Source organism: Actinomyces gaoshouyii (genome assembly GCF_002072175.1).
GTDB classification, from domain to species: domain Bacteria; phylum Actinomycetota; class Actinomycetes; order Actinomycetales; family Actinomycetaceae; genus Actinomyces; species Actinomyces gaoshouyii.
In genome coordinates this window covers 1-13,672 of the sequence record NZ_MVIV01000015.1, presented here as the reverse complement: position 1 = coordinate 13,672, position 13,672 = coordinate 1, and the positions used below count along the sequence as shown (strand labels likewise).

The window sequence follows — 13,672 nt, the reverse complement described above, 5'->3', positions numbered from 1 at the left end:
AGCGAGACCGGTCCGCGGACCGGTCTCGCTCCTATTTTCGACCGGTCTCGATGAAAGGGGAGGGGAGGATAGAGGGGAGGATGGGCGCATGCTCGCGGTTCCCACAGTCATCGTCCGCCCCCGGTTCGGGCGCCCCCTCACGCTCCTCGTGGCGGGGATCGGGGCCGCGCTCGCGGTCACGATCGGCATCAACGACGGCGCCCGGCACTTCCTCATCTCCCTGGCCTGCGCTCTCGCCGCGACGGCCGCGGCCTACGCCCTGTGGTGGCAGCCCGAGCTGCGCCTCGACGAGCGCGGCCTGACCGCGCGCAACCTCCTGGCCACCCACCGCGTCGGCTGGGGCGCCTACCAGAGCTGCGGCGGTCGCTGGGGCCTGGAGATCATCACCGACGACGGCGCCCGCGTCCCCGTCTCCGCGGCGCCCCGCCAGGGCGGGCTGTCGATCGGCGTGAGCCGGCAGATCGAGCGCTCGCGCGCCGCTGTCGGGGAGAGCCCGGAGGAGGGAGGGCCCGAGGCCCTCCTCCTGGGCGGCGGGGACCGCGTTCCCGAGGGCGCCCACGGCACTCGGCGCCCCATTGCGCTCGCCCTCACCGCCGAGCGGGCCGCCGACCTCATCGAGGCCTACCGCGCGCGTCTTCAGAGCGCTGCGGCGACTGGCGCGGGGGTCGATCCCGCCGCCGCAGCGCCCTCGCTCGAATGCGGCACCCAGCGCAACCCGGGGGCGATCGCTGTGATATCGATCGCTGCGATCGCCGTCCTCGTGGCCGGGACCCTGGTCCTGCTGTAGAGCCGTGAGCGGTAGCACAGGAGCGGTGTCACCCTCGCCATGGCGCGCCGGGCGGACGCGCGACTAGCCTTGGCCCGCTGTGCGCCTCGCGCGGTGTCGGCCCGACGCCGCGGCCTCCCCGGGCGCTCCCCAGACGGAAGAAGAGCCCACATATGACCGTGCGCCAGGACCTGCGCAACGTTGCCATCGTCGCCCACGTCGACCATGGCAAGACCACCCTTGTCGACGGGATGCTCTGGGAGGCGGGCGCGTTCGGCGCCCGAGCCACGCAGGAGAACACCGCCGAGCGGGTCATGGACTCCGGGGAGCTCGAGCGCGAGAAGGGCATCACGATCCTCGCCAAGAACACGGCCGTCCATTACGCGGGCCCCGCCGCGATCGACGCCGGTCTGCCGGACGGCATCACCATTAACGTCGTCGACACCCCCGGCCACGCCGACTTCGGCGGCGAGGTGGAGCGCGGCCTGTCGATGGTCGACGGCGTCGTCCTCCTCGTGGACGCCTCCGAGGGCCCCCTGCCGCAGACCCGGTTCGTTCTGCGCAAGGCCCTGGCCGCGAATCTGCCGGTCATCCTCGTGGTCAACAAGGTGGACCGCCCCGACTCCCGCCTCGACGAGGTGGTCTCGGAGTCCACCGACCTGTTGCTCTCGCTGGCCTCCGACCTGGCGGACGAGCATCCCGACATCGACCTCGACGCCGTCCTCGACGTGCCCGTCATCTACGCCTCCGCCAAGGCCCGCCGGGCGGATACCGTCCAGCCGGCCGACGGCGAGCTGCCCGCCAATGAGGACCTCGAGCCCCTCTTCCGCACCATCATCGAGCGGATCCCCGGCCCCGCCTACGACGAGGGCGCTCCCCTCCAGGCCCACGTCACCAACCTGGACGCCTCCCCGTTCCTGGGCCGCCTGGCGCTGCTGCGCATCCACAACGGCACGATCCGCAAGGGGCAGGTCGTGGCCTGGGCCCGTCATGACGGCACACTGGCCAATGCCCGCGTCTCCGAGCTGCTGGTCACCGAGGGCCTGGACCGCAAGCCCGCCGAGGAGGCCCATGCCGGTGACATCGTGGCCATCGCGGGCATCGAGGACATCACCATCGGCGAGTCCCTCGTCGACCCCGATGACCCCCGCCCGCTGCCCCTCATCACCGTTGACGATCCCGCCATCTCCATGACCATCGGGATCAACACCTCCCCGATGGCCGGGCGCAGCAAGGGCGCCAAGGTCACGGCCCGCCAGGTCAAGGACCGCCTCGATCGCGAGCTCATCGGCAATGTGTCCCTGCGCGTCCTTCCCACCTCCCGGCCCGACGCCTGGGAGGTCCAGGGACGCGGCGAGCTCGCCCTGGCGATCCTGGTGGAGCAGATGCGCCGCGAGGGTTTCGAGCTCACCGTCGGCAAGCCCCAGGTGGTCACCCGCATGATCGACGGCAAGCGCCACGAGCCCGTGGAGCGCATGACCATCGACGTCCCCGAGGAGCACCTGGGCGCCGTCACCCAGCTCATGGCCGCCCGCAAGGGCCGCATGGAGACGATGACCAACCACGGCACCGGCTGGATCCGCATGGAGTTCCTCGTGCCCGCGCGCGGCCTCATCGGCTTCCGCAGCCAGTTCCTCACCGACACCCGCGGCACGGGCATCGCGTCCTCCATCGCGGAGGGCTACGAGCCCTGGGCCGGCACGATCGTTTCGCGCACCACGGGCTCCCTCGTCTCGGATCGCGCGGGCGCTGTCACCGCTTACGCCCTCATCCGCCTCCAGGATCGCGGCACCTTCTTCGTGGAGCCCACGCAGGAGACCTACGAGGGACAGGTCGTGGGGGAGAACCCCCGTAATGAGGACATGGATGTCAATGTCGTGCGCGAGAAGCAGCAGACCAACATGCGCTCCTCGACCGCCGACTCCTTCGAGGGGCTCGTGCCGCCCCGCAGGCTCACCCTCGAGGAGGCCCTCGAGTTCGCCGCCGACGACGAGTGCGTGGAGGTCACCCCTGAGGCCGTGCGCATCCGCAAGGTGATTCTTGATTCCCAGGAGCGGTTCAAGGAAGCGGCTCGCCGCCGTCGTTCCCAGTCCTGATGACCGCCCTTCCCTGGAGGATCCCTCATGAATGATGCTGTGACCAGACCTGACGAGGCCACTGCCGCGCTAGAGGCCCTGCGCGCCGCCACCCCCGATCACGCTGCCGAGGGGGCCGAGGGTGAGGCGATGCTCGACGGCGATGCCCCCGCCGAGGCCATGCCCGGGCAGGATGGGTCGCCCGACGCCGCCGACGCTAACGAGGCCGGGTCCGATCCTGTCGATGGGGCTGCCGCCGACCACGGGGCCGGGGGCACGGTCCCCGATCTCGTGCTGCCGACCGACGCCGCCATCGCGGCGAGGGCCCTGGCGATCGCCACCGCGGCCGACCGGATCGGCGTCGTCCTGCCCGGGGCCATCGCCCCCGGGGAGCCGGTGGAGGGAACTGGGACCACGGCCGACGGCGGTGCTGAGGCGGGTGAGGCCGAGGGGGCGGTCACCGGGGGGAGCGCCGAGCCCACCGGCCCGGCCGGGGTCTCCGACGCCGCTGTCGCTGCCGCCGCCCTGGGCGTCGTCGCCGCGGCCACGCGCACCGCTGCCCTGCCGGCCGGTGCCGATACCCCGGACGACGCGGCCGACGTTCCCGAGGCGGGCACCGCCGAGGACGAGTCCCCGGCTGCCGATCCCGAGGTTGCCGGCGCTGGGGATGCGCAGGAGCCGGTCGAGGGCGCCGACGACGTCGAGACGTCCTCCGATGCCCCGGGTGATGCCGTCGCGGCTGCTGAGGGGGATGAGCCCGCGCCCCATCCCGGTAGCGAGCCCGGCCCCGGGGGCGGGGCCCCGTCCAGCGCGGATGCTGAGCTCGCTGACCCCGCCGGTGAGGATCCCCCCGCCGGCTCCGCGCAGGAGGGCTCGCCGGAGGCGCCTGCCGTGGGCCCTCAGGAGCTAGATGCCGCTGATCCCGCCGTCGGTGCTGCCACAGCGGTGGCGGTGGCCGCCGGCGCCGCTGCGGCCGCCGCGCGGCTGAGCCTCACGCTCCCCGAGACCGCCACCCCGGAGATCGCCGTCGAGGAGGAGGAATCCGGGGCCGGCGCTGCTACCGGGGAGGCGGGCGGCGCTGATCGTTCCGGGGAGGATGGGGAGACAGGCCGCGCCGCCATCCTCCTCGCCCTGGCCAAGAGCTCCGCTTGCAACCCCCGGCGCCTCATGATCGCCGCGGCGGCCCTCGTCGCCGCCGTGTGGCTCGGCTCGGCGATCTGGACCACCCAGGCCCTCGCCGCTGACTCGACCGTCGGCGGTGTGAGCGTCGGAGGGATGAGCCCGTCGGAGGCGAGGAACGCCGTCGAGCGGTCCTTCGCCGCGAGCCTGGCGAACCCGGTCACGGTCACCGTCGGTGACAAGTCCGCCCAGATCACGCCCGCCGACTCCGGCGTGAGTGTGGACCCCAGCGCCAGCATCGGCCGCCTCACGGGCTTCACCCTCAACCCGCTCACCATCATCGACCGCTTCGGCGGGGATTCGGTGCCCGCCGCGACCTCGGTGGACTCGTCGGCCCTCACCCGCAGCCTCAACAGCCACTTGGACGAGCTCTCGTCGGGCACCGTCAACGCCGGGATCTCCCTTGAGGGGACCAAGCCCGTGGTCTCGCCGAGCCGTGCCGGCATCGGTGTCGACGTCGCCGCCTCCGTCGATGAACTGTCCTCCGACTGGCCGCTGGGAGCCCCCACCATCGCCCTTGTCGAGGGGACCACGAGCCCCGCCGTCACCGATGAGCAGGCCCAGTCCTACGCTGATAGCGTCATCGCCCCGCTCCTGTCCGCCCCCGTGAGGGTCACCGCGGATGGGGCGATGACGGCTGCTCCCGCCACAGGGGCCCTCACTCTGAGCCCCCAGCGGCTCGCCTCCATGCTGAGCATCAGCTCCGAGACTGGCGAGATCTCCGCCGCCCTCGATCCCGATGCGCTGCGCAAGGCGGTGATCGGGGCGATGGGGTCCCAGATCGAGAGGGCCGCTGTCGAGTCCGGGTGGACCATTGAGGGCCGCGCCGACGCCGCGCCGCAGTACGTGGCGCCCGTCGCGGGTCTGGCCATCGACACCACCGCGCTGTCAACGGCGATCATCGCCACCGGCAGCGCCCAGACCGACGCCTCCCAGCGCGAGGTCATCCTCCCGATGGCCGAATCCGCTCCCAGCTCCACCACATCCCAGGACGACTGGGGTATCAAGGAGATCGTCGGCGAGTACGCCACCCCCTACTACGAGGACGCCGCGCGCACCCAGAACCTCGTCGCCGGGGCCGCCGCGATCAACGGCGAGATCATCATGCCGGGGGCCACCTTCTCCACGAACAACTCCCTGGAGCCCGTGGACGCCGAGCACGGTTTCACCTCCTCCGGTGTCATCCTCAACGGGGTCCACACCGAGGCCTTCGGGGGCGGGCTCTCCCAGATCGGCACCACCGTGTTCAATGCCGGATACGAGGCCGGGATGGACGATGTCGAGCACCATCCCCACTCCTACTGGTTCGAGCGCTACCCGGCGGGTCGCGAGGCCACCCTGTGGTCGCCGGAGAAGGACGTCAAATTCACCAACTCGACCCCCTACCCTGCGCTCATCCAGGCATGGGTGGTGGACGGAGAGGTGCACGTGCGCCTGTGGTCGACGCATTACTACGACGTCTCGATCGTCTCCGGTGAGAAGGAGGGCTACACCCCCATCGGCACCGTCAACCGCTCCGGTCCGGGCTGCGAGCCCTACGGCGGGGGAGAGGGAGGCTTCTCCATCACGGTGACTCGCAGTCGCACGGCGCCGGACGGCACCGTCACCGAGGATGTCCTGCGCACCACCTACGACCCCGACCACGCCGTGACCTGCTCCGGTGGGGGCGGCGCGCAGCCGTCGGCCGAGCGGGCTGGGCAACCCCGGAGCTCCGGGGGCTCCTCCCAGACGGGCGCCCAGGGCCAGCAGGCGCCGTCCGACTCCGCAGCGGCCGCCGACCCGGCGCCCCCGGCCGAGGCTGCCCCCGTGGAGCCTCAGGCGCAGGCGGCGCCCACCGTCGATGACCCCGCGCCCCAGTCGACGGTGGCGGCCCAGCCGGCACCCGATGCCAAAGCGGACTTCGGCCGACAGGACTAGTCGAACCGCCGCACCGCGAGGCATGGCGCGACGGTGGCGTGGCATGGTCTGATTCCGAGCAACCATCCCGACAACGATGCCAATATGCTGTTGAACAGCGCCAATAGGTTGTCTTGGTGCATGGGGGCTGTCGGCCATATGGGTCTTATGTGGTCTGGTAGGAGGCGATTCTGTGCGATTTCGGGCTCCGTCGTGCGGTGCCCGGGCGTGTTGGGGGGAGTCCGGTGGGCGGCCCGACGGCAGTGCCGTCGGATGGAGGCGACCGGATGCGGTGCTGGATGCCCGTGCGGACGTGCTCGCCGCCACCATGCGGTCGTCTTGGGGATTCGCTCCGAGCGGGACAATACTTGCCCTTGATCGGACGCTGCCGACGGGCGGCGCCGGGCCCTAGTCGAGAGGAACTCCGTCATGACCTACGTCATCGCCCAGCCGTGCGTGGATGTCAAGGACCGTGCCTGCGTCGACGAGTGCCCGGTGGACTGCATCTACGAGGGCGAGCGGAGCCTGTACATCAACGCCGACGAGTGCGTGGACTGCGGCGCCTGCGAGCCCGTATGCCCCACGGAGGCGATCTTCTACGAGGACGACGTTCCCGAGGAGTGGGCGGACTACACCCGCGCCAACATCGACTTCTTCGAGCTGCGCGGCCTCGGCTCGCCCGGCGGCGCCCAGAAGACCGGTGCCCTGGACTACGACGACCCCATGATCGCCGCCCTGCCCCCGCAGAACGAGGAGTACCGCGCCGAGCACGGCCTCGACTGAGACGGGCCCGCCCTCACCGGCGCCCGCGCCGCGCGGCCATCGTCAACTTCGTGCTTCTGGCCACGGGTTCGGCGGGAAGGGCCAAGGACTCGTCGCCAAAAGCACGAACTCGCTGAGGGTTGGAGGACAATGCGGGGGTGAACGCCTCCACGGACCGGCCCCGCGCCCTGCCCCGCCCGCTCGCCCTCCCGGACTTCCCCTGGGACACCCTCGCCCCCTACCGGGCCCGAGCGGCCGAGCATCCCGGCGGCGTCGTCGACCTCGCCGTCGGCACCCCCGTGGACGGCACCCCCGCCATCGCCCGCGAGGCCCTCGCCGCCGCCGCCAACGCCCCCGGCTACCCGGCCGCCATCGGCACCTCCGCCCTGCGCGCCGCCATCATCGACTGGGCCGCCCGCCGCCGCGGCGTTACCGGCCTGACCGACGCCCACGTCATCCCCACGATCGGCTCCAAGGAGTCCGTCGCGCTCCTGCCCCTCCAGCTTGGCGCGCGCCCCGGCGACCTCCTCCTCCACCCCCGCGCCGCCTACCCCACCTACGACGTCGGGGCCCGCATCGCCGGGGCCGCGCCCATCCCCGTCGACACCGACGCCGATCCCGCCACCTGGGACCTCCCCGACGGCGCGGGCACCCCCGAGCGTCCCATCGCCATGATCTGGCTCAACAGCCCCGGCAACCCCGACGGCCACGTGCTCGATGTCGACCAACTGGCGCGGATCATCGCTTGGGCGCGCGAGCGCGGCGCTGTCGTCGCCTCCGATGAGTGCTACGCCGAACTCGGCTGGGAGGCCCCCTGGGATGCCGAGCCCATCCCCAGCCTCCTCGATCCCCGTGCCACGGGCGGGGACATGACCGGGCTGCTCGCCCTCTACTCCCTGTCCAAGCAGTCCAACCTCGCCGGCTACCGCGCCGCCCTGCTCGCCGGGGACCCGGCGCTCGTGGGCGTCGTCACCGAGATCCGCAAGCACACCGGGATGATCCCGCCCGCCCCCATCCAGGCCGCCATGGCCGCCGCCCTGGGCGACGACGAGCACGTGAGTGCCCAGCGCGAGGTCTACCGCGCCCGTCGCGACGCGCTCGTCGAGGCGACGGCTGCCGCCGGTCTCGTGGGCGATCCCGCATCCGTGGCGGGCCTCTACCTGTGGCTCGGCCTGCCCGAGGGCGCCGCCGCCCGGAGCGCCTACGAGCTCGTCGGTGCCTTCGCCGAACTCGGGATCGTCGTCGCCCCGGGCGACTTCTACGGGGAGGCGGGAGCCGGGCGGGTGCGTATGAGCCTGACCGGCACCGACGAGCGCGTGGCGGCCGCCTGCGAGCGCCTGCGCTCCACTGATCTGTTCCGGCGCTGAGGCGCCCCAGTGCTCGCCTGCGATGGGGCGACTGGACTGAATCCGTGCTCAGCAGTGCATCGGGGACCCCATCGTGCTTCACAGGACGCGCACAGCGCGCACATTGTGCGCATCCATTTCCAGGTCTCATGCTCATGCCATGACACACATCGCTCCGTACCATTCCATCGCGCTCACACGGCGCCGCCTTCTCGCCGCCAGTGCGCTCGGGGCCTGCGCCCTCACCGCCTGCGGTCGGGTGGGCACGACCTCCTCCACCGCCGCGGACGACTCCCCCAGCGCGCCCGCGGCGGGCACGGCGGGGTCGGCCGCGGTACCGACGCTCGACGAGCTGATCCCTCTGACGGCCTCCTTCTCCCAGTCCTCCTACGAGGACGAGCGGACCGGCCTCTCCTTGCCGTTCAATGTCTTCCTGCCCGAGGGGTACGACGGGACCGGCTCGTATCCGCTGATCACCTTCATCGCCGACTCCTCGCGTGTGGGCGACGATGTCGCCGCCCCGCTCAGCCAGTACGGGGCGCTCATCTGGGCGCACGAGACCACCCAGGCGCGAGCGGCGAGCATCGTTGTCGTCCCCTGCTACCCCGAGGTGGTCCTCGACGACCACGGCGGGTACACGACGACCGACTGGATCGGCGTGACGCAGAGGTTCGTGCCTTGGCTCCAGGAGCGCTACGCCGTGGACTCCTCGCGCGTCTACGGCACCGGCCAGTCCATGGGAGCAATGATCCACCTGCTGCTCCAGGCCACGGACCCAGCACTGTTCACCGCTTGCCTCTTCGTCGACGGGCAGTGGGACATCTCCCAGCTCGCAGGGCTGAAGGAGGCGACATGGGCGTACCACGTCGCCGGTGGGGACGAGCGGGCGCTCGCGGGGCAGCAGGAGGTTCGCGCCATGCTCGATGCCGACGCAATCCCCTATGCTCAGGCGGGCGAGACATGGGATGCGACCGCGACCCCCGCCGAGCTGGACGCCGCGGTGTCCGAGCTCGTCTCATCCGGCCGGCCGCGCCTGTTCTCCTCCTTCACCGCGGGCACTGTCATGGAGGCGAACCCGGGGACCGGCATGGAGCACATGGCGTCCTTCGAGCCGGCGTACCGGCTCACGGGTTTGCGCCAGTGGCTGCTGGCGCAAACCTCCTGAGCGACTGCCTGTCTCCGGGCGACGCCGTCGGACCGGCACGTCCTAAGAGGTGACGCGCAGGTGACGGCGCGATCGCTACAGTGAGTCGGACCCGGGGGACCCGGGCCCACCGGCTCGAGGCGACCGCCCGCGCGGAGCACCGAACAGTGAGGAGAGCGATATGACCGATACCAGCCCCACCACGAGCGCGCCCGCCGCCGAGCCGCGGTCCCTCAACGACAGCGATGCCGTCGGCATCCTCACCATCGAGGACCGCCGCTTGGAGCTCCCGCGCGCCTACGCCACCGAGGGCTCCGACGGGCTGGGCGTGGGCAGGCTCCTCGCGTCCACCGGCATGGTCACTCTCGACCCGGGGTTCACGAACACGGCGTCGTGCACCTCCGGGATCACCTACATCGACGGCGACGCCGGCATCCTGCGCTACTGCGGCTACCCCATCGAGGAGCTGGCCAAGTCCTCCTCCTTCCTGGAGGTCGCCTTCCTGCTCATCAACGGTGAGCTCCCCGACGCCGAGACCTTCGAGCGCTTCGAGCGGCGCATCGCCCGTCACCGCCTCCTCCATGAGGACTTCCGCAGCTTCTTCACCGCTTTCCCCTCCTCCGGTCATCCCATGGCGATCCTTCAGGCGGGTATCTCCGGTCTGGCCACCTACTACGAGGACACCCTCAACCCGCACGACCCCTACGAGCGGGAGCTCGCGACCGTCCTGCTGCTGAGCAAGATGCCGACGATGATCAGCTACATCGCCCGACGGGCCATCGGCCTGCCCCTGGTCTACCCGGATCCCAAGTGCGGATACGTGGAGGACTTCCTGCGCCTGACCTTCGGGATGCCCTACCAGTCCTACGAGATCGACCCCGCGATCGTGAGGGCCCTGGACATGCTCCTCATTCTTCACGCCGACCACGAGCAGAACTGCTCCACCTCCACGGTGCGGCTCGTCGGCTCGGCGGACGCCAACATGTACGCCTCCGTGGCCGCGGGCGTGGGGGCCCTGTCCGGTCCGCTGCACGGCGGTGCGAACGAGGCCGTCCTGCGGATGCTCGACACGATCCAGGCCTCGGGCATGAGCACCGCCGAGTTCGTCCGCAAGGTGAAGAACAAGGAGGACGGCGTGCGGCTCATGGGCTTCGGCCACCGGGTCTACAAGAACTACGACCCGCGCGCCGCCATCGTCAAGGCCACCGCTCATGACGTGCTCACCCGCCTGGGCAGCGACTCCGGTGATCGGATGCTCCAGATCGCCATGGAGCTGGAGGAGACGGCCCTGAACGACGAGTACTTCGTCTCACGCCGCCTCTACCCGAACGTGGACTTCTACACGGGCCTCATCTACCAGGCGATGGGCTTCCCCACGAAGATGTTCACCCCCCTGTTCGCCCTGGGGCGCCTGCCCGGGTGGATCGCCCAGTACCGCGAGATGATCTCCGATCCCGCCAAGCGCATCGGTCGTCCTCGCCAGGTCTACACCGGTGCCACCGAGCGGCACTATGTGGCCATCCACCGCCGTAAGCACTCCGATGCCGTCTATCCCGCCACCCGTTCGGGCGAGCGCGCGCTCGACCACGTCACCAAGGTGTGAGTCGGTCCTCCCGGCCTCGGGCCTGCCGTCCAATCCGGCCCGAGGCCATGGCGATGAGCCCGCGGAGCCCCTTTCTGTTCGGGTGCGCTCGCTCTGATACCCGCTGCGGCTGAGGGCGGGGGGCGGCTAGCGCGCGGCGCCGAGCTCGATGCTCTTGCCGCCGCGGGGAAGGGCCTCGACGGCGCCGGACTGCGAGTTGCGGCGGAACAGGACGTTCGAGGCGCCGGCGAGCTCACGGGCCGCCACCACGCGCGGCTCTCGGAACAGGCCGTGCCCGCCGGGGACGACGCCGCCGGACGGCATCACCGACACCCTCGTTCCGGCGGTGATGTACAGACCGGCCTCCACGACGCAATCGTCGCCCAGGGGGATGCCCAGGCCCGAGTTGGCGCCCAGCAGGCAGCGCTCGCCGATGCTCACGCGCTTCAGTCCGCCGTCGGCGAGCATCCCCATCGTGGAGGCGCCACCGCCGATATCGGAGCCGTCGCCGATGAGCACTCCCTGCGAGACGCGCCCCTCCACCACGGAGCGGCCCAGGGTGCCGGCGTTGTAGTTGACGAAGCCCGATGCCAGGACAGATGTGCCCTCGGACAGGTACGCGCCCAGGCGCACGCGGGCGCCGTCGGCGATCCTCACGCCCGTGGGCACCACGTAGTCCACCATCCGCGGGAACTTATCCACGGAATGCACGTGGACCGGACGGCCCAGGGCCCGGCGCAGGCGCATGCGGGTCGCCTCGAAGCCCTCCGCGGCGCAGGGACCCGCCGCCGTCCACACCACAGTGGGCAGGCGGGAGAAGATGCCGTCCAGGTTCACCGTGTTCGGCTCGGCCAAGCGGTGTGAGAGCACATGGAGGCGCAGATAGGAGCCGGCGACGGTCCGCGGGGCGTCGTCGAGATCCGCCCAGGTGCGCACCACCGTGGTGTGGACGCCGCGCGCCTCGTCCTTGGTCTCCATCGCGCTGAGCGTGGCGAGTAGATCAGAGTGGCCGTCGGCCGGCTCATCGCCGAGGACCGGTCGCGGGTACCAGACGTCGAGGGTGGAGCCGTCGTCGGTGACGGTGGCCAAGCCGAGGCCCCAGGCGCTTCGCGTTGTCATGGCCCTAACCCTACGGGAGAGGAGCCCCGACACGGCCCGACTCTCCCGGTATCCGGGCCGGGCGCGCCAGGGTGGCACAATCGCATCCATGGAGCGCACCACGATCCACCTCATGCGACACGGCGAGGTCCACAACCCCGAGGCGGTCCTCTACGGGCGCATGCCCGGCTACCACCTCTCCGCGCTCGGCCGGCGCATGGCGGAGCGCGTCGCGGAGGTCCTGCGCTCGACCGATCACGACATCGCCGCCGTCATCACCTCCCCCCTGGAGCGCGCCGTCGAGACCGGTGCCCCCACCGCGCGGGCCTACGGGCTGGAGGCGACGACGGACGAGCGCCTCATCGAGGCCGGCAACCACTTCGAGGGGGTCGCCGTCAACCGCAATCGCTGGGTGCTGGCGCATCCGCGCCACTGGCCGTACTACACCAACCCCCTGCGCCCGTCCTGGGGCGAGCCCTACGCCGAGCTCGTGACCCGCATGAGCGGGGCCATCCGCTCCGCGCTGCCCCTCGCGCGCGGGCGCGAGGCGCTGCTCGTCTCCCACCAGCTGCCCGTGTGGGCCACGCGGCTCTGGGTGGAGGGGCGTCCCCTGGCGCACGATCCCCGGCGCCGCCAGTGCGCGCTCGCCTCGCTGACCTCCCTCGCCTTCGACGGCGGGACGCTTGTGGGCGTGGACTACTGGGAGCCCGCGGGCGAGCTCCTGCATGTGGCCGAGGACATGGTTCCCGGAACCTCCGCCGCCAGTGAGAAGGGAGCAGCGTGACCTCTCAGAAGACGCAGAAGGAGAAGGCAGAGAAGCAAGCGGGGGGCGATCCCGGGGATGGCGCCGAGGCGCGCCCCGATAGCGCGCCGAGCGAGCCCGATGCCGCCGGCGCCCCGGTGGCTCGGCCGAAGAGGGGACTCATCCGTCGGCCGTCGAAGAATGACGAGGCCGTCACCATCAAGGTCCGCGAGATCTTCGACATCGTCGACGCCCGCGAGGCCCGGGCCGCCTCGGAGCGCCTCGCGGCGGAGAGGGCCACCGCCCAGCCGAGCTGGACTGGGCAGGACTTCGTGTGGTGGAACACCGCTGCCGTTCTCACCGCCGCTCGCGCCGGGCGCCGCCCCAACCCCGTCTCGCCGATCATCGACCCCGTGCGCAGTTCCTTCGGATCGGGGGAGTGCATGCTGGCCAGCTGTGATGCCGAGCTGCTCATGTGGCGGCGCGGCGATGCCACCTACAACCCGTCCAGGGGATTCTTCCTCGCGGGCGGGCCAGTGGGGCTGGCACTGACCGCCGCGTTCTTCGGCGGGCAGGCCGTGGTCAACAAGAGGAGGCGCCGCGCCGCCGCGGCGGACGCCGTCGAGAAATGGCGCCACCTGGCCAACGCCCGCGTGACCGTGTCCACGCACGGCATCTATATCGGAACGGGTGAGGGCATCATGCCGGTGGGTTATCACGAGGTGCAGGAGGTGGCCTCCACCGGCCCGGGCGAGATCATCATGGCGGCGAGCAATGCCAAGGGCACCGCGCGCTGGAAGCTGCGCGGCCAATGGGCCGAGCTCATCCTCATTCTGTGGTCGGTGCTGTACATGCCCGAGCATCCGCAGGTGGTGGGCCGCACCTGGCTGCCGCAGGGCTGGCTTGATCACGCGGCGGCGAACGGCTACCCCGTGGATACCTCCACCTGGCCCTGCTTCACTCCGAACCCGGATGCGCCCTCTCTCCCTTGAATCGAGACCGGTTGTTGTGAGGGGTGAGACCGGTTGAAAACTGGGGCGAGACCGGTTGTTGGTTGCTGGGTGGGGTGGGTGGGGGGTTTC

Annotated in this window: 10 protein-coding genes; 9 read left to right on the top strand and 1 reads right to left on the bottom strand. The window is 71.3% G+C overall.

The window, feature by feature from the left end; all coding sequences use genetic code 11:
- Nucleotides 1-88: 88 nt before the first annotated feature.
- The 7 genes from B1H50_RS09460 to B1H50_RS09430 all read left to right on the top strand — a co-directional run bounded on the left by B1H50_RS09460 (nt 89) and on the right by B1H50_RS09430 (nt 10,771).
- Nucleotides 89-787 (top strand): PH domain-containing protein, encoded by a 699-nt coding sequence (locus B1H50_RS09460; RefSeq protein ID WP_080463527.1) that lies wholly within the window; start codon nt 89-91, stop codon nt 785-787.
- 152 nt (nt 788-939) lie between these two features.
- Complete coding sequence (gene typA, locus B1H50_RS09455; protein ID WP_080463526.1) at nt 940-2,862, top strand: translational GTPase TypA; 1,923 nt, start codon at nt 940-942, stop codon at nt 2,860-2,862.
- 27 nt (nt 2,863-2,889) lie between these two features.
- Entirely contained in the window at nt 2,890-5,937 is a 3,048-nt protein-coding gene (locus B1H50_RS09450) for a VanW family protein (protein WP_080463525.1), read from the top strand.
- A gap of 408 nt (nt 5,938-6,345) precedes the next feature.
- A complete protein-coding gene (gene fdxA, locus B1H50_RS09445) occupies nt 6,346-6,699 on the top strand; it encodes a ferredoxin (protein WP_017178949.1) in 354 nt (117 codons plus the stop codon).
- 137 nt (nt 6,700-6,836) lie between these two features.
- Nucleotides 6,837-8,045, top strand: coding sequence for a succinyldiaminopimelate transaminase (dapC, locus tag B1H50_RS09440; RefSeq protein WP_080463524.1), 1,209 nt, complete (start codon nt 6,837-6,839; stop codon nt 8,043-8,045).
- Between the two features lie 139 nt (nt 8,046-8,184).
- Complete coding sequence (locus tag B1H50_RS09435) at nt 8,185-9,189, top strand: carboxylesterase family protein (protein WP_080463523.1); 1,005 nt, start codon at nt 8,185-8,187, stop codon at nt 9,187-9,189.
- Nucleotides 9,190-9,349: 160 nt separating this feature from the next.
- On the top strand, nt 9,350-10,771 hold the full coding sequence (locus B1H50_RS09430) for a citrate synthase (protein WP_080463522.1): 1,422 nt from the start codon (nt 9,350-9,352) through the stop codon (nt 10,769-10,771).
- A gap of 126 nt (nt 10,772-10,897) precedes the next feature.
- Here B1H50_RS09430 and dapD read toward each other — a convergent pair whose 3' ends face one another.
- Entirely contained in the window at nt 10,898-11,869 is a 972-nt protein-coding gene (dapD, locus tag B1H50_RS09425; protein WP_080463521.1) for a 2,3,4,5-tetrahydropyridine-2,6-dicarboxylate N-succinyltransferase, read from the bottom strand.
- A gap of 88 nt (nt 11,870-11,957) precedes the next feature.
- Between dapD and B1H50_RS09420 the strand changes: the two genes are divergently transcribed.
- The gene (locus B1H50_RS09420; RefSeq protein WP_080463520.1) at nt 11,958-12,632 is read left to right on the top strand and encodes a histidine phosphatase family protein; all 675 of its coding nucleotides are present in this window, start codon (nt 11,958-11,960) and stop codon (nt 12,630-12,632) included.
- Nucleotides 12,629-13,582: a hypothetical protein gene (locus B1H50_RS09415; RefSeq protein ID WP_229657986.1), complete on the top strand. Its 954-nt coding sequence runs from the start codon at nt 12,629-12,631 to the stop codon at nt 13,580-13,582. Before B1H50_RS09420 ends, B1H50_RS09415 begins: the two co-directional genes overlap by 4 nt.
- Nucleotides 13,583-13,672 lie beyond the last annotated feature (90 nt).